Source organism: Cupriavidus sp. MEYA8 (assembly GCF_059278825.1).
In genome coordinates, this window is sequence record NZ_CM181221.1 from 700,568 (window position 1) to 724,967 (window position 24,400).

Below are 24,400 nucleotides of genomic sequence, written 5' to 3' on the forward strand. Positions count from 1 at the left end.
CCCACCATCATCGCCCGCCCGCGCGCAGCATGTTCGCGCCGGAGCTGGTGAAGCCCGCGCTGATCGCGGCCTTCAGCAAGCTGTCGCCGCGCGACCAGCTGCGCAACCCGGTGATGTTCGTGGTCTACGCCGGCAGCATCCTGACGACCATCCTGTTCCTGAAGGCAGTGGCGGCGCCGGCAGCGGGCGGCGAATCCGCCGGCTTCATCCTGGCGGTATCGGTGTGGCTGTGGTTCACGGTGCTGTTCGCGAACTTTGCCGAGGCGCTCGCCGAGGGCCGCAGCAAGCAACAGGCCGAGGCGCTGCGTGGGCTGAAGACCACGGTGACCGCACGCGTGCTGAAGGACGGCAAACGCGGAAGCGCCACCGAAGCGCGCCCCGCGACCGCGCTTCGACGCGGCGATGTAGTGCTGGTCGAGGCTGGCGAGATGATCCCCGGCGACGGCGAAGTGATCGACGGCGTGGCCTCGGTCGACGAAAGCGCCATCACCGGCGAATCGGCGCCGGTGATCCGCGAGTCTGGCGGCGACTTTTCGTCGGTGACCGGAGGTACGCGCGTGCTGTCCGACTGGATCGTGGTGCGCATCACGACCAATCCGGGCGAAAGCTTCATCGACCGCATGATCACGATGGTCGAGGGCGCCAAGCGGCAGAAGACGCCGAACGAGCTGGCCCTGACGATCCTGCTGGTCGGGTTGACCGTTGTCCTGCTGCTGGCCACGGCCACGCTGCAGCCGTTCTCGCTCTACAGCGTGCTGGTGGCCAAGGCGGGCGTGCCGGTGACGATCACCGTGCTGGTGGCGCTGCTGGTGTGCCTGATCCCGACCACGATCGGCGGGCTGCTTTCCGCGATCGGCGTGGCCGGCATGAGCCGGATGATGGAAGCGAACGTGATCGCCACTTCGGGCCGCGCGGTGGAAGCCGCCGGCGACGTGGACGTACTGCTGCTCGACAAGACCGGCACCATCACCCATGGCAACCGCCAGGCCTCGCGCTTTATCCCGGCGCCCGGCGTATCGCCATTGCAGCTCGCGGAAGCGGCGTGGCTGTCGTCGCTGGCCGACGAAACGCCGGAAGGGCGCAGCATCATCACACTGGCACGCCAGCTGCCCGGGCTGGCCGCGCCGGCGATGGCAAGCCTGAAGCCGGAATTCGTGCCATTCAGCGCGCAGACGCGCATGAGCGGCGTGGACCTGCGCGACGGCGGCGGCGAACGCCACGTGCGCAAGGGCGCCGCCGATGCCGTGCGCCGGTACGTCACGGAACGCGCCGGCAAGTTCCCAGACGCGGTGTTGCAGGCGGTCGACGAGGTTGCGCGCGCCGGCAGCACGCCGCTGGTGGTTGCCGACGCCAACGGCGATTCGGTGCGCGTGCTGGGCGTGATCGAACTGAAGGACATCGTCAAGACCGGCATCCGCGAGCGCTTCGGCGAGCTGCGCAAAATGGGCATCAAGACCGTGATGATCACCGGCGACAACCGGCTGACCGCGGCTTCGATCGCGGCGGAAGCAGGCGTCGACGACTTCCTGGCCGAAGCCACGCCGGAGGCCAAGCTCAAGCTGATCCGCCAGTACCAGGCCGAAGGGCGGCTCGTCGCGATGACCGGCGACGGCACCAACGACGCTCCCGCACTCGCCCAGGCCGACGTGGCCGTGGCGATGAACAGCGGCACGCAGGCGGCCAAGGAAGCCGGCAACATGGTGGACCTGGACAGCAACCCGACCAAGCTGATCGAGATCGTCGAGATCGGCAAGCAGATGCTGATGACGCGCGGCTCGCTGACGACCTTCAGCGTGGCCAACGACATCGCCAAGTATTTCGCGATCATTCCCGCGGCGTTTGCCACCACGTATCCGCAGCTCAACCTGCTTAATGTGATGGGGCTGGCCACGCCGGCGTCGGCCATCATGTCGGCGGTGATCTTCAACGCGCTGATCATCGTCGTGCTGATTCCGCTGGCGCTCAAGGGCGTGGTCTACCGGCCGCTGGGCGCCGCGGTACTGCTGCGCCGCAACCTGCTGATCTACGGTGTTGGCGGCATCCTGGTGCCGTTTGCCGGCATCAAGCTGATCGACATGATCCTGGCCCTGTTCGGCTGGGTCTGATTTTCTCTCCAACGATTCGGAGCATTCATGAATACGCAAGTGCAATCCCGGCAGCCGTTGCCGGCTCCGGTGCAGGGCGGCCTGTTGCGGCCAATGCTGGTGGTGTTCGTCGGCCTGTCGCTGGTGACCGGCCTGCTGTATCCCGGCGTGATCACGGCAATCGCCAGGGCCGTGTTCCCGCATCAGGCCGGCGGCTCGCTGATCGGAAAGGATGGCAGCACGCTTGGCTCGGAACTGATCGGCCAGCCGTTCTCCGACCCGAAGTACTTCTGGGGCCGGCTGTCGGCCACGGCGCCGATGCCGTATAACGCAGCGGCTTCGGTCGGTTCGAACCTCGGTCCTACCAACCCGGCGTTGACCGATGCCGCACGCGCGCGCCTCGACGCACTGCGCGCCGTGGATCCGGACAACCAGGCGCCGGTGCCCGTGGACCTGGTCACGGCATCCGGCAGCGGGCTCGACCCGCACATCAGCCCTGCGGCCGCCGAATACCAGGTGGCGCGCGTCGCGCGCGCCAGGGGGATACCGACTGAACAGGTGAAGCAACTGGTTGCCGCCAACACGGACGTGCCGCTACTGCCGGTGCTGGGCGATCCAGGCGTCAATGTCCTGAAGCTGAACCTTGCATTGGATGTCATCGCACGGCAGTAGCACGGTGCCGGTGATGCGGGACGATTTCGCTGCGTGCGGGATCGTCCCGCCTGTGTGCAACGACGATGCCGCGCAGGTGCGCGGCGGCACTGGCTCGCCTGCGCGGGATCCCGGCACCTTTACTGGATCTGTACACGGGCACTGCGGCTTTTGATGCCGTTTTTACGCGTCAGCCCATATCGTGGCGAGGCTCCCGGCAACGGGGGATTCCATCAACTCTCGTCACATCAACAATGACTGACCTGCGCCATACCGCGGCCGCACTGCTCGCCTGTTCCGCAACTTCCGTTCTCGTCTTCGCTGCCATGCCCGCCATGGCGCAATCCCAGCCTGACGCCGAGGCATCCCCGCATACCTTCACGACTAACGTCACGGTGGCTACCGACTACCGCTACCGCGGGCTGATGCAGACGAACCGCCGGCCGGCGATCCAGGGCGGGTTCGACTACAGCCATGCGAGCGGCTTCTACCTCGGCAACTGGAACTCGAGCATCAGCTGGCTGGGCGACAGCAATGCCGAGGTGTCGGCCCCGATCGAGATGGATTTCTACGGGGGCTACAAGAATACGTTCGCTGGCGACTGGACCTACGATGTCGGCGTGCTGCAGTACTACTACCCGGGCGACTATCCGGCCGGCTACACGCGCCCATACACCACCGAGGTGTACGCGGCCCTGGGCTACGGTCCCGTGACGCTCAAGTACTCGTACGCGCCGACCAATCTCTTTGGCTTCGCCGACAGCAAGCACAGCTGGTATGCAGACCTGACCGCCAACGTGCCGCTTGATGTCTGGGACCTCACGCTGAACGCCCACGTGGGTTACCAGAAGGTGCAGGTCGCCAATGCCTCGTACGTGGACTGGAAGCTCGGCCTGACCAAGGACTTGGGCAACGGACTCGCGCTGGCTGTGGCCTACATCGACACCAATGCCGACAAGGCGGTGTACACCAATGCCAAGGGCCGCTACATGGGCCGTGGCACCGCATGGGCTTCCCTGACCAAGACGTTCTGAGCGCGCCTTGCCGGCGCCGCCGGTTCTTGATATCGATTTAATGCGTCGGCCTGATCTACCGCCTGCCGTTGCGCCCAGCAAGTTCCGCGCTGGTTCAGAGGCTGGAGGAAGCCATGGCTGTCCTCCCTCCGCTTTCCATGGCACGGGACAAGCACCTGACGGCCTGAAGGCTTGCCACCCGTTGCCCCCGGGACTGTTGAGACACGCCGTTCCCGCCGCTCCCACCTCAAATTCCCTCCGTCCGGGAAAACCCCCATTTGGCCGCTGTCTTGAAATGGCCATACCCCGTCCCTATAATTAGCACTCGTCGGGGGTGAGTGCTAACAGCATTCTGTGCCCCTTGCGACACCTGAAAATATCAGACGGCCGTCGCCTCGGTAGCCGGCCGATTGTGATTAAACACTCACTTTTGTATCTAGGAGTCCGTATGAACCTGCGTCCTCTGCACGACCGCGTGATCGTGAAGCGTCTGGACAACGAAACCAAGACCGCGTCCGGTATCGTGATTCCCGACAACGCTGCCGAGAAGCCCGATCAAGGCGAAGTGCTGGCAGTCGGTCCCGGCAAGAAGGATGACAAGGGCAACAACATCGCCCTCGACGTCAAGGTTGGCGACCGCGTGCTGTTCGGCAAGTATGCCGGCCAGGGCGTGAAGGTGGAAGGCCAGGAACTGCTGGTCATGCGCGAAGAAGACATCATGGCCGTGGTGAACAAGTAATCACCAACTGACCGCCACCCGTACAGATTTCAGGAGATTTCAAGAATGGCAGCTAAAGACGTAGTGTTCGGCGACGCCGCACGTGCCAAGATGGTCGAAGGCGTGAACATCCTCGCCAACGCCGTTAAAGTGACCCTGGGCCCGAAGGGCCGCAATGTGGTGCTGGAGCGCAGCTTCGGCGGCCCGACCGTGACCAAGGACGGCGTGTCCGTGGCCAAGGAAATCGAGCTGAAGGACAAGCTGCAGAACATGGGCGCCCAGATGGTCAAGGAAGTGGCTTCCAAGACCAGCGACAACGCCGGTGACGGTACCACCACCGCTACCGTGCTGGCCCAGTCGATCGTGCGCGAAGGCATGAAGTTCGTTGCCGCCGGCATGAACCCGATGGACCTGAAGCGCGGCATCGACAAGGCTGTTGCCGCCGCCGTGGAAGAGCTGAAGAAGGTCAGCAAGCCCACCACCACCAGCAAGGAAATCGCCCAGGTTGGCGCCATCTCGGCCAACAGCGACACCTCGATCGGTGAGCGCATCGCCGAAGCCATGGACAAGGTCGGCAAGGAAGGCGTGATCACCGTCGAAGACGGCAAGTCGCTGGCCGACGAACTGGAAGTCGTGGAAGGCATGCAGTTCGACCGCGGCTACCTGTCGCCGTACTTCATCAACAACCCGGAAAAGCAAGTTGTCCAGCTGGACAGCCCGTTCGTGCTGCTGTTCGACAAGAAGGTTTCGAACATCCGCGACCTGCTGCCGGTGCTGGAGCAAGTGGCCAAGGCTGGCCGCCCGCTGCTGATCATCGCTGAAGACGTCGAGGGCGAAGCCCTGGCGACCCTGGTGGTCAACAACATCCGTGGCATCCTGAAGACCGCCGCCGTCAAGGCCCCGGGCTTCGGCGACCGCCGCAAGGCCATGCTGGAAGACATCGCCATCCTGACCGGCGGCACCGTCATCGCCGAAGAAATCGGCCTGACGCTGGAAAAGGCTACCCTGAACGACCTGGGCCAAGCCAAGCGCATCGAGATCGGCAAGGAAAACACCATCATCATCGATGGCGCCGGCGACGCCGCTGCGATCGAAGGCCGCGTGAAGCAAATCCGCGCCCAGATCGAAGAAGCGACCTCGGACTACGACCGTGAAAAGCTGCAAGAGCGCGTGGCCAAGCTGGCCGGCGGTGTTGCCGTGATCAAGGTTGGCGCTGCCACCGAAGTCGAAATGAAGGAAAAGAAGGCCCGCGTGGAAGACGCCCTGCACGCCACCCGCGCTGCGGTGGAAGAAGGCATCGTCCCCGGCGGCGGTGTGGCCCTGCTGCGCGCCCGCGCTGCGATCTCGGCACTGACCGGCGACAACGCCGACCAGAACGCCGGTATCAAGATCGTGCTGCGCGCCATGGAAGAGCCACTGCGCCAGATCGTGCTGAACGCTGGTGAAGAAGCTTCGGTCGTCGTTGCCAAGGTCATCGAAGGCAAGGGCAACTACGGCTACAACGCGGCTTCGGGCGAGTACGGCGACCTGGTCGAAATGGGCGTGCTGGACCCGACCAAGGTCACCCGCACCGCGCTGCAGAACGCCGCTTCGGTGGCTTCGCTGATGCTGACCACCGACTGCGCCGTGGCCGAAACGCCGAAGGAAGAGTCGGCTCCGGCAATGCCGGGCGGCATGGGCGGCATGGGCGGCATGGAAGGCATGATGTAATTTGTGCCGACTGACTGCTGGCTGTCATGGCCGGCAGGCTGTCTGAACGAAAACCCCCGCGGGTGAAAGCCCGCGGGGGTTTTTGTTTCTTGCCGCGGCATCCGACGCCCCCGGCTTGCGAACGGCCGTAGCCGGTGGCTCGGCTCAGTCCGGGTGGAATGTGTACTGCCTGTCCAGCCTGAATTTCACCGCGTAGCCAATGGCGAGGCCGATGACCGCGCCGAGGTAGCGCATCTCCCGGGTGTCAAACATATAGTCGAAGCCGAATTCAAATGCCCAGAACACAAGGGTAGTTGCCAGTCCGGTCCCGGTATACACGATAAAGGTCCGCCCGTCGTGGCCTACGTCGCGAGCGCGAAACCGAAAGATGAAGCGCTTGTCGAGGACGTATTTCAGGAGCAGTCCCACCCCAGTCCCTGCTATCACCGAAAGTAATATCTGGAACGGCCCTGTATAGCTGCGGACGAGAATGTCCTGGACACCTATATTTGCCGCGGTAGCGATGAGCGCAAGAAGTGCATAGGTAATTGCCAGCTGCATAGCCTGTTACATCACCCATAGAGTGGATAACGGAGTCTGAACTCGCACCATCCAGCCAGTCAATGAGGTCACTGCATTAGTGCGTTTGGCGGATTGTCCGCTCTGCCTCGCAGCCTAGAATCCAGTTCAGGTACCGGCCCTAAGCAAGTACTTCATTGCCCGAGTAAGAACAGGCAAGGTATGGCCGGCGCCCCAAAAAAATCAAAACTGATTGTTTGACGGGCGATTGAGGGTGGGCATCCCGGTTGGCGGTTAGGCCAGGCGCAGGATTTCTCCGAAGTAGCGAAGACCCCGGGCCGTATCCCGGAAGCGCCTTCATGGGGAAACAACACCGCGTACTTGTGGCTTTGCCAGTTTGCCCTGCCTTCAGAGTCTGCCGGGGAGAAGGTATGGGCAAGCCGAGGATTCCGCTTTGCGTGGACTTGGACGGGACGTTGATTCCCGGGGATCTGCTGCTTGAGTCGTGCATTGCGCTGCTCAGGCAAAACCCGCTCTATCTCCTTCTGATGCCCTGTTGGCTATGTCGGGGCAAGGCGTACCTCAAGGCCCAGATCGCTCGCCGAGCGCGGCTGAATCATGCTGCGTTGCCGTTCCACCGCGAACTGGTCGCCTGGCTCAGGGAGCAGAAGCGGTGCGGGCGTCCGCTCTGGCTTTGTACGGCCGCCAATCATCGCCTGGCACAGGCCGTCGCGGACCATCTCAATTTATTCGATGGGATTTTGGCCAGCAGCGATAGCCACAATCTCAGGGGACACCAGAAAGCCCATTCATTGACGCAGAAATTCGGGGACAGGGCGTTTGACTATTGCGGCAACCACCGCGTGGATCTGGCTGTGTGGTCAGTCAGCCGGGGTGGTGTGGTTGTAAATGCAAGCAAGGGCCTGGAAGCCCGGGCCCGTGCCGTCACGCATGTTTATAAGACGTTCGCCCCCGAGGGGCATGCGATGCATGCCATCGTGAAAACGCTGCGCCCACATCAATGGGTAAAGAATATCCTGCTGCTGGTGCCGTTGGCGGCGGCACACAGGCTTGGTGAGCCGGGAGCGCTGGGTGCGGCCCTGCTGGCATTCGTGGCATTCAGCCTGTGTGCGTCGTCGGTCTATGTGCTCAATGACATGCTGGACGTTGAAGCGGACCGCCAGCATCCCGGCAAGTCCCGCCGGCCCTTCGCCTCAGGGCAGTTGTCGTTGCTTGCAGGGATTTGCCTGGCCCCCTTGCTGCTTGTTGGCGCGTCGGCTGCCGCTTGGCCACTGCCATGGGCATTCAAGAGCGTGTTGTGCGCGTACTATGCACTGACGCTAGCTTATTCCACCGTGCTCAAGCGGCTGGTGGTGGCCGACGTCGCAGTCCTGGCCACGCTCTACACGATTCGGATCGTCGCTGGCGCCATGGCGGTAGGTGTACCACTGTCATTCTGGCTGCTGATGCTCTCGCTGGCGCTCTTTTTCAGCCTGGCGCTCGTGAAGCGATACTCCGAATTGAAGGTCATGCAGCGCGAAGGCCGGCTTGAGGCAGCGGGGCGGGGTTATAAGCTGGACGACCTCGCAATTGTCGAGAACCTCGGGACGGCCGCAGGCTACCTCAGTGTCGCGGTGCTTGCGCTCTACATCAACAGTCCCGCCGTTGAGATGCTGTATCGACGTCCGCAGATCATTTGGGTACTTTGCATGTTGCTGCTGTACTGGATTAGCCGTATGTGGATATTGGCCCACCGCGGCATGATGCATGACGATCCGGTCGTGTTCGCGCTGAAGGACAAAACGAGTCTCGCGGTCGGCTTGTGCGGGGCATTAACCGTGTACTTCGCTACGTGACATGGTACGGCAGCCGATGTATTCCTGGGGCAGGGCGGTCCGATCTGACTGCGCGTTGCTGCCGCTGCAATGGCGCATGGAGAATCTGCCGCCGTTGCCAGACTTCGCTGATTCCTACCTGCCATTCGGAAACGGCCGTAGCTATGGAGACAGTTGCCTAAATACGAACGGCGCGTTGCTTTCCACCCGCCGGCTTGATCGCTTCATTGCCTTCGACCCCGGCAGTGGCATCCTCCGCTGTGAAAGCGGCGTGCTTCTCGCCGATATCTCCCGATTGATGGTTCCGCGTGGCTGGTTTCTGCCCGTAACGCCGGGAACGCGCTTCGTGACCGTCGGCGGGGCGATTGCCAATGACGTACATGGGAAGAACCACCACAATCAAGGCACGTTCGGTTGCCACGTGCGCCGCTTCATGCTTCGCCGTTCGGACGGCGACAAGAGGCTTTGCTCGGAGGACGAGAATCCCGACTGGTTCTCCGCGACCATCGGCGGGCTAGGTTTGACCGGTCTGATCCTCTGGGCCGAGATCCAGTTGCGCCGCATCGAGAATCCATGGATCGTCTCGGAAGCCGAACGCTTCGAGCATCTCGACGACTTCTTCAGGCTGAGCGACGCCGGCTCAGGCCACGAATACACAGTGGCGTGGCTGGATTGTTCAGGGCCGGGCCGTCGGATAGGGCGGGGCATTTTTACCCGAGCCGATCACGCACCGGCCGGATTTCACCACGATGGCGCTTGGCATGAGCGAGGCCCGGCGGTGGTAGGTTTCACACCGCCGCTCTCGCTGGTGAACACATTGTCAGTGCGGGCGTTCAACAGCCTGTACTTCCATCGCGCTGGAAAGGTGCCCGTCATTACAACCGGGCATTGCGAGTCGTATTTCTATCCGCTAGATCATGTGCTGCACTGGAATCGCATATATGGGCCCAGAGGGTTCTATCAATACCAGTGCGTGGTGCCAGATAATGGCGGAGGGCGCGACGCCATCGCCGAACTGCTTAGGCTGATTGCAGACAGTGGCATGGCTTCCTTTCTGGCGGTGCTGAAGCAGTTCGGCGAGAGGGCTTCACCAGGGATGTTGTCATTTCCTCAACCCGGTACCACGCTTGCGCTGGACTTCCCAAATCGGGGTGGCTCCCTGCATCGCCTTTTCGCCTGCCTTGACTCAGTAGTGATGAGTGTCCGGGGACGTCTCTATCCAGCCAAGGATGGGCGCATGCCCGGCGCGGTGTTTCGTGCCGGGTTCCCGCAATGGCAACGCTTCAGCCCGTATATCGATCCCGGCTTCTCATCCAGCTTCTGGAGGCGGGTCATGGAGGACACATGAAAAGAATCTTGGTCATCGGAGCAACCTCAGCCATCGCCGAGGCGGCTGCGCGCCGTTTCGCGGAACGCGGCGACCAACTCTTCCTTGTCGGGCGCAATGTGGGCCGACTGCAGGCCATCGCCGAAGACTTACGCGTACGCGGTAGTGCCAGCGTTGCCTCGAGGGTCATGGATGCCAACGACGCTTCCGCGCATGAATCCATGCTGGACGAGGCCGAGGCTGCAATGGGTAGCGTGGACACGGTGCTGATCTGTCACGGCACCTTGTCTGACCAGCGTACCTGTGAGCAATCGGTATCGCTGGCGCTGGCGGAGATCCAGACCAATGCACTGTCCGTCGTCGCTTTGCTGACGCACATTGCCAACCGCATGGAGCACCGACGTGAAGGAACCATTGCTGTCATCTCTTCAGTGGCCGGCGAGCGAGGCCGCCAGAGCAATTACGTGTACGGCAGCGCCAAGGCGCTGGTGACGGCTTTTATGTCGGGACTGCGGCAACGGATGGCCAAGTGCGGAGTGGCGGTGGTGACGATCAAGCCGGGACTGGTTGATACGCCGATGACCAACAGATTTCGCAAGGGCCCGCTGTGGGTCCAGCCTGAGTATGTTGGCAAGGCGATCGTGCGTGCAATCGATGCGGGCGTCGCCGAAGCCTATGTGCCTGGATTCTGGCGGGCCATCATGATCGTGATCCGGTGGCTGCCGGATGTAGTGTTCAGGCGGCTGGCGTTCTGATATGCAAGCTTGCCATTTCAAATATGGGTTGTGACTATGGCGACGTCTTCGCATGAGCGCGGAACCTCATTCCCGATTCATGGCAGTTTGCTATGACAGGCCGGCCATTGTTGACTCGTCAACTCTTGATCAGAGCCGGCATAGTTTTCGTGGTGCTATTCGCCGTCAGTACATCGCTGTCGTTCGATACTCAGTCTGAAGATCGGCTGCGTGTGTTTGGCTCTTACTGGTCGTCCGGCTGGGCAGCGTCACACCAGCTCAATCGGCTTGTCGCCATCGCTGGAGACCGGCATGCCGAGATTATCACTACTGACGTGTCAGTTCGGGGGTATTTCGCTAGGCTTGCGTGCGAAGAACTTGGAACTGGTGTTGCCGCAGCGCTGCTTGCTTTCCTCGCGATCTGGGTGGCGAGGCGGCGGCTTGATGTGTTCATGGCAAGCAAGCTAGGCTTGGTAGTGGCAATTCTTGCATCACCACTTGCTTGGTTTCATTACACGCTCTTACTTCTGCCCGCTTTGATCGAGCGTCCATGGGGCAAAACACTTTCGCTGGCAGCCTGTCTGCTCCTCGTGCCAATTGATGTCCCGTTATCGAGCATCCGCAGCTCAGGCTTGGTGCTAGCGCTCGGTGGCGGCATCTATTTTGGCGCAGTCTGCCTGATTTGCTGGGCCTTCTTTCGGGAAGCATGGTGTGCGGGCGCAGTGCAATCGGACCCTGGCACGCCGCTTCGTGCCAGCCTACCTGATAGGTAATGCTGGTGCGGGCTTGCCCGAAGTACAGTCGGCCTCGGCACCAGCCGTGGTTTTACGTGAGAGCATCAACCGCCGCAGTATTAGAGAAAGCATGCCAACCAGGACGATCGGGCCTGCTTGAATCGACGTTGCGGCCACCAGTGGCGCCATCAGCAGTGGTAAGAGCCACGCGGCCAGCAAGACTTCGCGCTCGCCGCGGAGCCAGCCGCGGCGGATGCCGTCGACCACAATCCAGGCAATAGGGAAGGCGAGGCCGGCAAGGTCGTAGTCGTAGGCGTACGGGCTGACAAGGAACGTGGCTGTCATCAGAATAGAAGCTCGTAGCGCCAGTATGCGGGTATTGCGCCACACAATCCAGACGGCAATGGCGGCGGCGCTTGCGGCGACGGCCTGCGCAACCCAGGCGGCAGGCACTGGAACGTTCGACAACCTCAGCATGGCAAAGACAGTCGGCATCTTGATCCACGGTAGCGCGCCGGCTTCCAGCGCAGCTTGCGCGACGGGCAGGCTGCCAAGAAATGCCGACAGGGTGGCGGTACCAAGGACGGCAGTCCCGGCCGCCATCAGGAGCAAGGCAACCGCGCCTGCAACAAAGAAGGTGGTCCAGGAACCGGTCGCCAAGAGTGCCACCGGGAACAGCACCGCCAGATGCGGCTTGATGGCAAGCAATCCGATGAAAATACCGGAAAGCACTGGCCGACGCTCCAGGCAGAGCAGGGCTGCGGCTGCCAGCGCGGAAGTCAGAAAGGCATTCTGTCCATGGAGGATATTGACCCATGCTCCGCAAAAACCGGCCAGGCCCCATAAGGCTTCACGGCCCTGCGCAATGCGCCGGAATACGGCTACGTAGGCAGCGAGCGTTGTCAGCAGGAACGCGAAATAGGCCACCAGGTATGGCAGCAGGGCAAGGGGGAGGATCAACAGGTAGAACGACGGCGGATAGAACCAGGCGTACATGGCCCGAACCCCGGGTACCGCCGCCTGTTCGGCCTGGAACAGTCGCGCCACGTTGTAGGCGTGCTGGGGATCGCCGTCCAGTGCCATGCGCGAGGCTGCCCAGAACGTGATGAAGTCATAGCCGAGCGGCTTCCCGTTCGGATCCACAAGACCCTTCGCCCGGAAACACAGCACCACGATGGCTAGCAGGATGAGAGCCAGTACGATGCGCGAATACGCGACCAGCCGCTGGCGGTTCAGCCAATGTTCGGGACGACCCATGCGATGTTCCCCTTTTGACCTCGTATTCCGGATTGCCGTGAGCGGGCATTAGAGATTGCCGGAATGCTGGTGCGCCATTCGAGGCGGTACGCAAGGCGTGGCAACTCACAGAAGGTGCAGGCCCGCGGCGCTATTTTTTTAATGCGCATTCAAGTATAGGATCCGTATTTGACGGAGCCAATAGCTTGCGTGCACTGAAACGCAGAGATGAAGCTGCAGCACTCCTCAGCGTGCAAGCCAAAATAGGGGGCTGAAATGAAGGCGGGACACTGGTTGACTTCTAAGCGTCTGCATATCTACCCGGCGGCGATGCTACTAGCACAGCTTGTCGGGGTCTGCATTTTGCTGTATCTGTATCGCGATGCGCCCGGCTACGAGCCCAGCATGGCCTTTGCCAATGACTTCCGTGTATTCTGGGGCGCTTCGCACCTAGCGCTGGAGGGGCGTGCTGCCGATGCCTATGATATCAACCAACTGTTTCCTGTTCTGCAGAGTGTTGATCCCGGGCTGGTACGGGTGCGGGCATGGTTCCACTGGTTTTATCCTCCGACTTTCCTCCTGGCGGTCCTGCCGCTAGCGGTACTCCCGTACCTGCTTTCCTATGCCGTTTTCACCCTGAGCACGCTGGTCGGCTATGTCGTGATGCTCGCGCGTATTGCCAGGCCCCATCGAATTGGTCTGCTGATCATTGCATTTCCCCCGACGATTCTGACTGCTTTCAACGGGCAAAACGCATTTCTGACGGCAACACTGGCAGGCTGCGGGCTAATGTTGCTGGAGCGGCGCCCAGTTGTGGCCGGCATCTGTATCGGTTTGCTGGCGATCAAGCCTCACCTGGCCATCTTGTTTCCTGTAGCGCTGCTTTGCACGCGCGCATGGAAGGCGATGTTTGCAGCTGCCGCCACCGCGCTCTGCCTTTTCATCGCCAGCCTGCTGGTGCTCGGCGTCGATACGGCGTCCGGCTTCGTGCATAGCATTGGCATAGCCCGGCAGCTAGCCACGGAGGGTGCGTTGCCCCTGGTAAAGATGCCGACCGTATTTGGCGCCGCTCGCCTGCTGGGAGCAGGGGCATCGCTTGCCAATGGTATTCACTTTGCGGTGGCCGTTCTGGCCATGTTGGCTGTGGTGCTTGTGTGGCGCAAGCCCCAGCCATTGTGCTTGCGAGCGTCGGTGCTGATCTTGGCAAGTCTGCTGGTCAGCCCGCATATGTTCGACTATGACCTCACCTGGCTGGCCCTGCCTATTGCGTGGATGGGCGTTCATGGCCTGCGACGGGGGTGGCTTCGCGGCGAGCGGGAACTGCTTGTGGTTGCTTGGTTTTCACCACTGGTTTGCGAAGTTGGCGCCAGCATCCTGTCGGTTCAGATGGGCCCACTAGTAGTCTTGACAATGCTGGCTTTTCTCTTGTGCCGGGCGCGGCTGTCGACCCTTGCACAAGGTGTAGCCGCTTCGGTCAGCCCAACCACCCGGCATGTGTCAAGGTAGTGGCCGCGTCCGCCGCTATGCTGCTTGCCAGTACCCCCTCGACTCGTTCCGGGTTCAGGTAAGCCGCTGGCGCTAGGTTCCGTTTGCGCCGTGATTGCCGGATACGGCGATCCCGTCAGCACGGCTAAAGGCGGAAGTGCGAAGGAGACCGGCTCCCCCGTCAGACCTCTACCACGCAGCACCAGTCGAAGCACTGGTTTTCCAGCTCGCCCGTGCGCCGGCTGACATAACCCCGCGGATTGCACACCACGCGCGAATCGTCGATGCAGTAGTCGAAACTGGTATGGGTATGGCCATGGATCCACAGGTCCGCCTGCGCCACCAGGTCGGGCCGGCGTGACAGGAACCCGCCGGATACCAGGTCATGCGAGTAACGCGGGTCAAGACTGCCCAGGTCAGGGCCGTGATGGGTGACGACCACGGTCTTGCCCTCGAACGGCAGCGCCAGCTGCGCAGCCAGCCAGGCCGAAGCGGCCTCGTGGCGCGTTAGCGCGTCTTCCGGCGTGAAACGGCGGGCCTTGCCGTCGGTGCCGTCGAGTTCGATCAGGCGGTGATCCAGCATCACGCCCGCGCAGGCCTGCATCGAATCTTCGCGCCGGTCAACGCCGAACAGCGTGTAATCCGTCCACCAGGTCGTGCCCAGGATCCTTACGCGGCCACTGGTGCCATCGAATTCAGCAACGGCGCTGTTGAGCAAGTGCATGCCGGGATGCTCCGCCGCGGCTTCGGCCATCTGCCAGTCGACCGCATCGAAATTGCTCTCGTAATACTCGTGGTTGCCGGGCACATAGATCACGGGTTGCGCGAACGTGCGCGCGGCCCAGTCGATGCCGTCGCGGCCGTTGGCGATGTCGCCGGCCAACACCACGATGTCGGCATCGCAGCCGGGCACTTGCTGCGGCATGTTGTGCTCGATATGCAGGTCGCTCAGGATGCGCAGTTTCATGGGGACTCCGGGGCGATTGGGTCTGGCTGCATCCGCCGCGGCGGCGGCAGGCAGTGGTGGCATTCTTCAGAACCCTGGCGCCGCGGTCAAGTCCCCGGCCCGCACACCCGCCACCAAAGCAAAAAAGCCCGGAACCAGGTCCGGGCAAGGGACTGTCTGGCCGGCGTTGCACCGGGAGACAGCCGGGGGAACCGTTCAGGGTTACCCGAGAGTCTTATCCTCCCTGTCCCGTCATGGTCGGCAACAGGACGCGATAGATCTGGATGAATGCCGGTCCCAGCAGGACCAGCAGCAACGAGGGGAAGATGGTGAAAATCAGCGGGAACAGCAGCTTGAGGGCGATCTTGGCTGCTTGTTCCTCGGCCAGCATGCGGCGTTTGGTGCGCAGCATGTCTGACAGTACGCGCAGCGACTCGCCGAGGCTGGTGCCGAAGCGGTCGGCCTGGATCAGCATCGAGGCAAACTTGTCCACATCCTCCACGCCGGTGCGCAGCGAGAGGTTGGAGAGCGCCTTCTCCTTGGAGAACCCGGAGCGCAGCTCGAGCAGCATCAGCTGCAGTTCGTCGGCCATCACCGGGCAGCGCAGCGCGAGTTCGTCGGCGACCCGCATCAGCGCGGCGTCCAGGCCGAGTCCAGCTTCCACGCACACGGTCAGCAGGTCGATGACGTCGGGGAATTCCTCGAATACCGTGCGCTGGCGTTCGGCAACCTTGCGTGCCAGCACGATGTTGGGCAGGTAGTAGCCGACCGCACCCAGCAGCGCGAGCAGGGCGAACATCGTGTACTGGTCGTCGACCGCCCGATTGCCATTCAGCGCCAGCAGCCCGGTCATTGGCAGCACCACCGCCAGCACGGTCTTGGCGCCAAAGTACAGCGGTGCTGCACTAGCGCTGCGCCAGCCAGCGTTGGTGAAGCGCACGCGCAACTGTGAATTTTCCCATCCTTCCTTGGGCAAGGACAGCCGCGACACCGGTTGTGCCCAGCGCACCAGTCTCTCGATCCAGGCCTGCTGCGCGCCGGGAGCGGAGGGCGTGCCTGCCTGGCCGGTGAGTTGCTCGACGCGCCCGTGCATGCGGTTTGGTGAGAACGCGTACATCACGGCAAGTACTGTGCCGAATGCCGCCACGAAGACCAGCGCGAGCACGACCAACTGCTCGGCGGGAATACCCTCGATGATGCCCTGCATGATTGACTCCCCTCAAGACCGCTGCGCTGCCGCGGCTTGTTGTTGTCTCACACGTGGATGTGGATGATCTTGCGCATCCACAGCACGCCGAACACCATCGACACCAGCGCGCCGCCGATCATGCGCAAGCCGAGCGGGTCTTCCCACAGCACCTTCATGAAGTCCGGGTTGACCACCATGATCATGCCGGCGGTCGCGAACGGGAGCAGGCCCAGGATCCATGCGGACAGGCGCCCTTCAGCCGAAAGCACGCGAATCTTGTCGAACAGCTTCAGGCGTTCGCGCACCATGTTGGCGATGGTGTCGAGAATCTCGGCAAGATTGCCGCCGCTTTCGCGCTGGATCAGCACGGCGATGACAAAGTAGCGCAGGTCGGCCACCGGCACCCGGATCGCTAGGTTGGTCATGGCTTCGTCCAGCGCCACGCCGTAGTTGATCTCCTCGAACGTGGTGCGGAACTCAGGGCCGATCGGCGCCTTGATTTCCTGGCCGACTATGCCCAGCGCACCGCTGAACGAGTGGCCGGCGCGCAGGGAGCGGCTGATCATGTCGACCGCGTCCGGGAGTTGCTTTTCCATTTGCTTGATCCGCTTGACCCGGAGGTGCATCACGTGCAGCACGGGCAGCAACCCGGCCACCGCGGCAATGGCCAGCACCACCGGTGCCGGCATCGGCACCAGCGGGATCAGTGCCACCGTGCAGAGCATCACAAGCGCGCAGTAGCCCAGCAGCTGCGATACCGACCAGGAACTGCCGGATTGCTCCAGCCAGCGGTCCAGCGTGCCGATACGCGGCATCCGCATCAGCCATTGCTGCATCCGCGGTGAATCGCTGAGCAGGCGCTTCTTAAGGATCGACAGGCGTTCGGCACTGACATGCCCGCCTGCGGATAATGCACGCAGCCGCGCCTCGATACGCTTGGCGGCGGGACCGTGATAATTGCTCCACCAGAGATAGATGCCTTCGATGCAGAGCACCACCGCCACGAACAGCAGGATGCCGAAGGCATAGAAGATCGTGCTCATATGTGTCTCCCCCGAGAGAATGTGCCGCGTCCGTGGCGCGGATCACACTTCATAGCGATGCGCCGGATCGTAGGTTTCGTCGGGCAAGCCCACGCCGAACACGCGCAGCCGCTCGGCAAACTTGGGGTACACCCCGGTGGCGCGGAAATGGCCGCGCACGGTGCCGTCCTTGTCTACGCCGGAGCGCTGGAAGGTGAAGATCTCCTGCATGTTGATGATTTCGCCTTCCATGCCGGTGATCTCCGCGATGCTGATGATCTTGCGTCGGCCGTCGGTCATGCGTGCGGCCTGGACGATCACCGTGATGGCTGAAGAGATCTGCTGGCGAATCGCCTTGGCCGGCATGGTCAGGCCTGCCATGCTGACCATGTTCTCAAGGCGCGTCAGCGCGTCGCGCGGGGTATTGGCATGGATGGTGGTCAGCGAGCCCTCATGGCCAGTGTTCATCGCGTTGAGCATGTCCAGCGCCTCGCCGCCGCGTACTTCGCCCAGGATGATGCGGTCCGGGCGCATGCGCAGTGCATTGCGCACCAGCGAGCGCTGGGTTATCTCGCCCTTGCCTTCGATGTTCGGTGGGCGGGTTTCGAGGCGCAGCACATGAGGCTGGCGCAACTGCAGTTCGGCCGCGTCCTCGATGGTGACTACGCGCTCGTCCTCGGGGATGAAGCCGGACAGGATGTTCAGCAGCGTGGTCTTGCCGCTGCCGGTGCCGCCAGAGACCAGCACGTTGACCTTGGCATGCGCCAGCGCCTGCAGCATCTGGGCCATCGGCGGGGTCAGGCTCCTCAGGTTCACGAGGTCGGAAACCTGCAGAGGATTAACTGCGAAGCGCCGGATCGACAGCAGCGGTCCGTCGATCGCCGATGGCGGGATGATGGCGTTGACGCGCGAACCATCGGGCAGGCGCGCATCGACCATCGGGCTGGTCTCGTCGATGCGGCGCCCCACGCGCGACACGATCTTCTCGATGACCTTCATCAGGTGGGCGTCGTCGTAGAAGCCGATGTCGGTGAGTTCCAGCTTGCCGCGCCGCTCGACATAGGTCTGCTTGGCCGTGTTGACCAGGATGTCGGACACAGTCGGATCCTGCAGCAGCGGCTCGAGCGGGCCGAAGCCGAACATCTCGTCATAGATGTCCGACGTCATCTGGCGGCGTTCCGTGTCATTGATCAGGATGCGCTCTTCATCGATGATGGCGTCGATCAGCACGCCGATCTCCGTCTTCACCTGCTCCAGTGGGTAGCGCGCGAGCCGCTCGAGTTCGACCCGGTCCAGCACCGCGTCGTGAACGATTTTCTTGAAATTCCGGTAGGCCTGCGTGGTGCCATGGCCGCGGGTGGGCGCAGCATGGCCGTTCATTTGCAGCGGTGGGTTCTCTGGCAGGGAAAGCTGTTCGCGGATCGACATGATGGACTCCGGTTCGTGTTGCGGTTCAGGCGGCGCTCGACTTCGGGCGCAGGAAGAGCCTTGCCAGAGACGGCCTGGCCGGCTGCGCCTGCCGTTCGGTACCAGTGCCCGCGGACAGCGTGGCGCCGAGAGACAGCAGCGACTTGGAGATGGCGCTGCGCTTCTGTTCCTTGAGGACGGGAACGCCGTGACCGATCGATTCATCCACCACGGCAGGATCATCGGGCAACACGTGGAAAACCTTCATGCCGAAGACTTCCTCCAGCTTGGCACGTGGCACTTCGTCGCGGCGGCCCTGACGGTTCAGCAGGATGCGGATCTTGTCATCGGGGTAGTGCAGCGCGCGCAGGATATCCAGCAGGCGCTTGCCGGTGCGGACATAGGGGATGCTGGGCTGCACAGTCACGCAGATGCTGTGGCTGCGGTCGAAGGCCGCAAGCGACAGTGGGGTGACCGGCTGTCCGACGTCGATCAGGATGAAATCGTAGCGCGGGCTGACCACGGACAGGACATGGTCGATCCTGTCCTTGCGGACCTCGTTGGCCTTGATCGGGTCGATCGCGCCGGCCAGGATATCGAAGCCCTCGTCGACGCGGGTCATGCAGGCATCGAGAAAGGTATCGTCCATGCGCTCCAGTTGCGAGCACACGTCCGTCAAGGTCGCTGGCGGAGTCTTGTCGCTGACCAGGAATGCGGTGTCGCTGAACTGGGTGTTCAGGTCGATCAGGAGTACCCGCTTGCGCTCGCCGGCGCTCAGCGCGTAGGCAAGATTGCCGGCGATGAAGCTGGTGCCGGCGCCGCCCTTGCATGAAACCAGGGAGATCACGCGCGCTTCGTTACGCTCCCTGGGCACGTGGATTGCCTCCAGCCGCCCGAGCGCTTCGCTCAGCTGGCCCTTGTCGAGCGGCCACGGCAGGATATCGCGCACCCCGGCACGCAGTGCCCGGATCAGGACATCCGGCTGTTGCGCCGTTGTCACCAGGATGCAGGGCAGGTCGGGATGCTGCTGGCGCAAGGCTTCGATGCCGAGCGTCTGCGTGCTGCCGCGGAAGTCCTGGTCGAGGATGAGCGCATCCGCGCTGCGCAGGTGGCTGCCATGCGTGCGCAGCGCCGCGGGAGTATCCTGCAGCCGCATGATCTGGAAGGTTCCACAGGCGTCCGCCATACGCGAAAGCTCGCCCAACCTTTCAGCATCCTCGGAAACGATCAGAATTCTGAGCATGGTGTGCTCCTGGTTATGCGTGCTAATTGCAGATCTTGCCGCCGGTTGAGGAATTCAGGCTTTCCCGTGGCAGCGTGGTCGAGAATGAAGGCATCGCCAGCGTGATCGGCACGACCGGAATGAAAGTCTCGACCGAGACGTTGGAGACACTGACAGTGACCGAGCGGCACGTGTTGCGGGCGACATCGGCGTCCGCGTCGCAGCCGCTGGGTTCGTACCCGATCTGGATATTGGTGGCCTGCAGCTTGGGCATCAGATTGGTCATCCTGTCCTTGATGGTCGCGTCTTTGGCGTCGCACACCGCGGCGATGCGTGCGCCCAGCCGGGTCGCCTCGCCTGCAGTGTTCCAGTAAAACAGCACGCGCGAGAATTCGGCAATGCCTATCAGCAGCATGAAGAAGATGCTGGCAACCAGGGCAAACTCGATCGCGGTGGCGCCGGCCTGGTGCAGACGCAGGCGGGTGACACAATGCGGAGTCATAGCACTTGCCTCATCACTGTTGCGATATCGGAGAACGCCAGGTTTCCCACCGGGATGTAGGCCTGGATTGGCGAATATGAGTAACCCGATATCTTCACTTCGACCAGGTTGATGGTGCCGGCCTGAACGCCTGAGCTGTCGCCGCCCTCGTAGATGGGGACATTGGCGAATTGCTTGCCGCCACACCCGCTCGCGTCGACACGGTCACAGACGACCACCATCGAGGTGCTGAGGCCTTTCACCAGCACCTCGCCTTCGCAGACGGTCTTGCCATAGACGGCCATGCACTTTGCCTGCGCCAGCGGATAGTTGGGCTCGCTCGGCGCATACTGCGACAGGAAGCGTGCGGCGTCGCGCGTGGCCTTGGTCAGGGCGTTGTATTGGTAGATGGCGCGGCCGTACTCCGCCACCCCGCTCACCAGCAGAAGTAACGGTACCAGGACCAGTGCGAATTCCACCGCGACCACCCCGCGCCGATGGTGCCGATCGTGCCGGTCGCCCCTGCGCTGCCTGCATCGCTCCATGATTTGCTCCTATTGAACCAGCACCGGCACACGCGGGCCTGAACCCGTATCGGACCCGGGCACACCCTGAGTCGCGCAGGGACTGGTGGAGTCCTTCGAATTGCCCAGGTATTCGAGGTAAACCACATCCTTTACGCTGGGCTCCTGCATTGGCTGCACCATCAGCATGCAGTTCCAGGAGACCACCTGTGCCAGCTTGGTAGAGGCGAATTCGGTGCAATCCACCATCGGCACGTGTACCAGCCTGCGGTCAGCGCCGGCCTTGTGCACCGCCTGTGTCGATTCCGTGCCCTTGGTAGTCAAGCCGCTATTTGCGTCCGTCTGGTATGGCGCGTTGGCACTTCGCTTCTGAATGAAATCAGCGTAGGCGTTGCCGCCGTTCGGCGGATTCCATGTGGTGACGTCGTAGGCATAGCCGGTAAAGTCCGGCGCCCCATCACCCGGCCCCTTGTAAGAGCCGGTATAAATGCCGAAGCGGGTATTCCACGCCGCAATCAGCGCCGAGATTTCGCCTGGTTCACCAACTTTTGAACCCACTGCCGGCAGGTCGCACTGTCCGCTTCCGGCAAGCAAGCCCGCCAGCTCGGAAGCACCACCCCCCGGAGGCGACAGGTCAGCCCAGCCAAAGCTGCCAGGGCCGTACGGATCCTTCGGATCGACCTTGGACGCGATCCAGTCGCCCTTGTTGTACGCGGTCTTTGGCGGATTGGCCGTTGGCGGCGTGCAGACATAGACCGGGATTGCGCAGGCTGTCTGCGAACTGGTGGTGGTGGCCACGGCCATTGCGTTAACGGTACTGGGCTGGATGTCGATGCCGGGCAGCAGGTTAAGGATCTGGATGAACCAGTGGGCAATATCCGTGCGCTCGGCGGTGCATTTGACGTACTTCACCTTGTCCAGTGCGTAGGGCACCTTGTCCTTGGTGTAGTAGGTACCGTCAGGCGTGTCGCTGTACGAGACATTGAGATCCTTGACCATTTTCACTGCCTCGTTCTGGAACATGGCAGCGTTGCTCGTGCCGATGGCGAGGCCAGCCGCCTCCGACACGAGCAACGGCGTGGCCCCCGTGACATCGCGCGCGGCGGCCAGCGCGCAGGCATCGACGCCGTTCTGCAGCTCGCTCTTGGTCACATAGAGCTTGCCCAGGTCGAGCGCCAGCCCGACGAAGCCAATCAGGACGGCCAGCGACAGCCCGACGATGATGGCGATCGCGCCACGCTGCCGCTTGCGCCAGGTCGTCCGACGGCCTCGGTAGGTGGTAGGGCGTGACATATCGGCTCTCCGTGGTTTGCGCAGATCAGCGGGACCCGCCACCTGACATGCCCACGCCGCCGTAGCCGCCGGCGCCGAAGTCGATCGTCATGGAGGGCGTGCCGCCTTGCGTGCCGTTGGCCAGCGAACGGTCGAAGTTCCTCATTGCCGCCACCGCGGTCTTGCCGTCGGTGCCCGTGATGGTGGGCAGCCCCGCAGGCGCATCGGGATTGATGATCTGCATCTGCGTGACCGTGGCGAGTGCCACGCCGCGCTGGCCGTCCCACACCGGCGTGGAGGTCATGCAGGCCGACAGCGTGATGCAGGCCAGGCTGCCGAGTACCAGCGTGGTGGCGCCGCGCGAAAGGTTGAGTTGCTTGCTCATGATCGTTCTCCTGTGTGCGCAGCGGTTCAGTTGCCGCCCGCGGCGGTGCGCGTGGCGGTGCCGGCGGCTCGTGCCTGGGCCAGACGCGCGGCGGTGGCTTCGATGCGGGCGATGCGCGCGGCGGTGTCCTCGGCAGTTGGTGCGGCGGCGATATTGCGGGCAGCTGGACCCGCCGGTTGTGGCGCGTCTGCGGTGCGGGGCATCGAGGTCGCAGCTGCCTGCGCTTCTGGCGACCCCGCAGTTGCCGGCGGATCCAGTGGACGGCCGGTCGGCACCATCGAGAGCGATGTGGCAGTGCCTTCGCCGCGTGGCGCCGACGGCGGCGTGACAGGCGCGGGGGCCGGCGCGGCGGGCTGCGACGGGACCGGTGCGGGCTGCGGCGCAGGCTTGCCCTGGCCTTCCATATTGCCCATGAAGTACAGCGACAGCGGGTTAGGCGTGGAGAAACTGTCGGTCGGCAGCGGGTAGTTGTTCGTCTGCATCGGCTTGACCAGGCGCGGCGTGATGACGAACACCAGTTCGGTCAGGTCCTGCTGGTACTGCGTGCTGCGGAACAGCGTGCCCAGCACCGGCACCTCGCCCGCACCCGGCAGTGCCTTGAGCGAGCCGCGCGCGCTGTCGGTCAGCAGTCCGCCGATGGCAAAGCTCTCGCCATCGCGCATCTGAACAGTGGTGGAAGCGCGGCGGGTGGTGATGACCGGCAGGATAGTCTGACCCGCTAGCGTGCCGCCGCGGATGGTGGCACCCGTGGGCGACAGTTCGGACACTTCCGGCGAGACCTTCAGGTGAATGCGGCCGTTCGCCAGCACGGTCGGCGTGAACTTCAGCCCCACGCCGAATTCTTCTTCCTGCAGCGTGACGGTGCCGGCCCCGTTCAGCACGTTGGCCTGCGCCACCGGGATGTAGATCTTGCCACCGGCGAGGAAGCTCGCTTCCTGGCCGCTGATGGTGACCAGGTTGGGCTCGGCCAGGATCTTGACCAGGCTGTCGTTCTTCTGCGCGTCGACGGCGAATTCGAACGGCAGGTTGTTGGCCTTGCTGCCGAATATTGCGCCCGAAGCGCCGGTCAGCAGCGACGTCACGACACCACCCGTCCAGGAGCCAAAGCCGCCCTGCAGGTTGACCGCGGAACCTAGCTGGTTCAGCAGCGTCTTCGACACTTCGGCGACCTTGACTTCCAGCATCACCTGCTGCGGGCTGTCGACGGACAGCATGTTAAGCACGCCGCCCTTCTTGTCCCCGTTCTTGCCGTCGGTGCCTTGGGCCGCGTTGGCATACGCCTGGGCGATGTCCATGGCCTGCTGGGCGGACTGCGCATTGGTGACGCTGCCGGTCAGCACGAGGTTATCGGCAGCGGTCATCACGCGGATGCCAGGCTCGCCGGGCAAGAGCTGCCCCAACGACGTCTGCAGGCCGCCGGCATCGGCATTGACCACGACGTTGATGATGGTGCAGGCGCCGCTGCGGCCTTGCACGATCATGTTGGTGGTGCCTACGCTGCGGCCCAGTACGTAGAGCGTCTGGGGCGAGACCATGGTCGCCTGCACGACATTGGGATTGCCCAGCGTGCGGTTGCGCACGGGCTCTTGCAGCGAGATCAGCTGCGACTTGCCGACCGGCACCATCACGCTGGATTCGCTGCGGATCGCGCCGACGCAGTTGGGGCCGCGCGCGTCGGCAGCCGGTGCGGGCGCAGGCGCCGAGCCCTGCGCCACCGTGGTCGGGGCGCCTGGCGTCATGCTGATGGTCATCTGCATCGGTGCCGCGGGTGCCTTGGCCGCGGCTGGTGCAGTGGCCTTGGTCACGATGCCCGCCTCCATGGCGGCTTGCGCCGCGGCGGCCAGCGGAGTGAAGAGGATGGCGGCAAACACCAGGATGCGGGTGCCGCCTGCGGCGTCGGATCTTTTCTGGTTCATTTTGAATCTCC

22 protein-coding genes are annotated in these 24,400 nt (G+C 63.1%); 10 read left to right on the forward strand and 12 right to left on the reverse strand.

The window, feature by feature from the left end; genetic code table 11:
* Positions 1-29: 29 nt before the first annotated feature.
* From kdpB to groL, 5 genes are all read left to right on the forward strand, one after another.
* Complete coding sequence (kdpB, locus tag AC5WJ1_RS03240) at positions 30-2,105, forward strand: potassium-transporting ATPase subunit KdpB (protein ID WP_255519939.1); 2,076 nt, start codon at positions 30-32, stop codon at positions 2,103-2,105.
* A 27-nt stretch (positions 2,106-2,132) separates the two neighbouring features.
* On the forward strand, positions 2,133-2,756 hold the full coding sequence (gene kdpC / locus AC5WJ1_RS03245) for a potassium-transporting ATPase subunit KdpC (RefSeq protein ID WP_195431706.1): 624 nt from the start codon (positions 2,133-2,135) through the stop codon (positions 2,754-2,756).
* Positions 2,757-2,989: 233 nt separating this feature from the next.
* Positions 2,990-3,769 (forward strand): TorF family putative porin, encoded by a 780-nt coding sequence (locus AC5WJ1_RS03250; protein WP_195431705.1) that lies wholly within the window; start codon positions 2,990-2,992, stop codon positions 3,767-3,769.
* Between the two features lie 427 nt (positions 3,770-4,196).
* Positions 4,197-4,487, forward strand: a complete 291-nt coding sequence (gene groES / locus AC5WJ1_RS03255; RefSeq protein WP_063237002.1) for a co-chaperone GroES — start codon at positions 4,197-4,199, stop codon at positions 4,485-4,487.
* Between the two features lie 45 nt (positions 4,488-4,532).
* Complete coding sequence (gene groL, locus AC5WJ1_RS03260) at positions 4,533-6,176, forward strand: chaperonin GroEL (protein WP_135704684.1); 1,644 nt, start codon at positions 4,533-4,535, stop codon at positions 6,174-6,176.
* Between the two features lie 144 nt (positions 6,177-6,320).
* Here groL and AC5WJ1_RS03265 read toward each other — a convergent pair whose 3' ends face one another.
* Entirely contained in the window at positions 6,321-6,716 is a 396-nt protein-coding gene (locus AC5WJ1_RS03265) for a GtrA family protein (protein WP_195431704.1), read from the reverse strand.
* 389 nt (positions 6,717-7,105) lie between these two features.
* Between AC5WJ1_RS03265 and AC5WJ1_RS03270 the strand changes: the two genes are divergently transcribed.
* From AC5WJ1_RS03270 to AC5WJ1_RS03285, 4 genes are all read left to right on the forward strand, one after another.
* Positions 7,106-8,530, forward strand: a complete 1,425-nt coding sequence (locus tag AC5WJ1_RS03270; RefSeq protein WP_195431703.1) for a UbiA family prenyltransferase — start codon at positions 7,106-7,108, stop codon at positions 8,528-8,530.
* A gap of 76 nt (positions 8,531-8,606) precedes the next feature.
* Positions 8,607-9,857 carry an FAD-binding oxidoreductase gene (locus AC5WJ1_RS03275; protein ID WP_255519932.1) on the forward strand — a complete coding sequence of 417 codons (1,251 nt, stop codon included), beginning with the start codon at positions 8,607-8,609 and terminating at the stop codon, positions 9,855-9,857.
* The gene (locus tag AC5WJ1_RS03280; protein WP_195431700.1) at positions 9,854-10,591 is read left to right on the forward strand and encodes an SDR family oxidoreductase; all 738 of its coding nucleotides are present in this window, start codon (positions 9,854-9,856) and stop codon (positions 10,589-10,591) included. Before AC5WJ1_RS03275 ends, AC5WJ1_RS03280 begins: the two co-directional genes overlap by 4 nt.
* 149 nt (positions 10,592-10,740) lie before the next feature.
* Positions 10,741-11,343 carry a hypothetical protein gene (locus AC5WJ1_RS03285; protein ID WP_195431692.1) on the forward strand — a complete coding sequence of 201 codons (603 nt, stop codon included), beginning with the start codon at positions 10,741-10,743 and terminating at the stop codon, positions 11,341-11,343.
* Here the strand turns inward: AC5WJ1_RS03285 and AC5WJ1_RS03290 are convergent.
* On the reverse strand, positions 11,329-12,561 hold the full coding sequence (locus AC5WJ1_RS03290) for a glycosyltransferase family 87 protein (protein ID WP_195431690.1): 1,233 nt from the start codon (positions 12,559-12,561) through the stop codon (positions 11,329-11,331). The genes AC5WJ1_RS03285 and AC5WJ1_RS03290 overlap by 15 nt on opposite strands.
* A 255-nt stretch (positions 12,562-12,816) precedes the next feature.
* Here AC5WJ1_RS03290 and AC5WJ1_RS03295 point away from each other — a divergent pair, with 255 nt between their 5' ends.
* Entirely contained in the window at positions 12,817-14,046 is a 1,230-nt protein-coding gene (locus AC5WJ1_RS03295; protein WP_195431688.1) for a glycosyltransferase family 87 protein, read from the forward strand.
* Between the two features lie 160 nt (positions 14,047-14,206).
* On the opposite strand, the gene AC5WJ1_RS03300 is transcribed toward AC5WJ1_RS03295, so the two are convergent.
* The 10 genes from AC5WJ1_RS03300 to AC5WJ1_RS03345 all read right to left on the reverse strand — a co-directional run bounded on the left by AC5WJ1_RS03300 (position 14,207) and on the right by AC5WJ1_RS03345 (position 24,389).
* Positions 14,207-14,992 (reverse strand): metallophosphoesterase, encoded by a 786-nt coding sequence (locus AC5WJ1_RS03300; protein ID WP_195431686.1) that lies wholly within the window; start codon positions 14,990-14,992, stop codon positions 14,207-14,209.
* Between the two features lie 214 nt (positions 14,993-15,206).
* A complete protein-coding gene (locus tag AC5WJ1_RS03305) occupies positions 15,207-16,178 on the reverse strand; it encodes a type II secretion system F family protein (protein WP_195431685.1) in 972 nt (323 codons plus the stop codon).
* 47 nt (positions 16,179-16,225) lie between these two features.
* Entirely contained in the window at positions 16,226-17,203 is a 978-nt protein-coding gene (locus AC5WJ1_RS03310; RefSeq protein ID WP_195431683.1) for a type II secretion system F family protein, read from the reverse strand.
* 42 nt (positions 17,204-17,245) lie between these two features.
* Positions 17,246-18,610, reverse strand: coding sequence for a TadA family conjugal transfer-associated ATPase (locus AC5WJ1_RS03315; protein WP_195431682.1), 1,365 nt, complete (start codon positions 18,608-18,610; stop codon positions 17,246-17,248).
* A 25-nt stretch (positions 18,611-18,635) separates the two neighbouring features.
* Positions 18,636-19,832 carry a CpaE/TadZ family protein gene (locus AC5WJ1_RS03320; RefSeq protein ID WP_195431681.1) on the reverse strand — a complete coding sequence of 399 codons (1,197 nt, stop codon included), beginning with the start codon at positions 19,830-19,832 and terminating at the stop codon, positions 18,636-18,638.
* Between the two features lie 22 nt (positions 19,833-19,854).
* The gene (locus AC5WJ1_RS03325; RefSeq protein ID WP_195431680.1) at positions 19,855-20,313 is read right to left on the reverse strand and encodes a TadE/TadG family type IV pilus assembly protein; all 459 of its coding nucleotides are present in this window, start codon (positions 20,311-20,313) and stop codon (positions 19,855-19,857) included.
* Positions 20,310-20,837 carry a TadE/TadG family type IV pilus assembly protein gene (locus AC5WJ1_RS03330; RefSeq protein WP_195431679.1) on the reverse strand — a complete coding sequence of 176 codons (528 nt, stop codon included), beginning with the start codon at positions 20,835-20,837 and terminating at the stop codon, positions 20,310-20,312. Before AC5WJ1_RS03330 ends, AC5WJ1_RS03325 begins: the two co-directional genes overlap by 4 nt.
* A gap of 9 nt (positions 20,838-20,846) precedes the next feature.
* Positions 20,847-22,109: a pilus assembly protein TadG-related protein gene (locus AC5WJ1_RS03335; RefSeq protein ID WP_195431678.1), complete on the reverse strand. Its 1,263-nt coding sequence runs from the start codon at positions 22,107-22,109 to the stop codon at positions 20,847-20,849.
* Between the two features lie 25 nt (positions 22,110-22,134).
* Complete coding sequence (locus tag AC5WJ1_RS03340) at positions 22,135-22,473, reverse strand: hypothetical protein (RefSeq protein ID WP_195431677.1); 339 nt, start codon at positions 22,471-22,473, stop codon at positions 22,135-22,137.
* 26 nt (positions 22,474-22,499) lie between these two features.
* Positions 22,500-24,389 carry a type II and III secretion system protein family protein gene (locus AC5WJ1_RS03345; protein WP_195431676.1) on the reverse strand — a complete coding sequence of 630 codons (1,890 nt, stop codon included), beginning with the start codon at positions 24,387-24,389 and terminating at the stop codon, positions 22,500-22,502.
* Between the last annotated feature and the right edge of the window lie 11 nt (positions 24,390-24,400).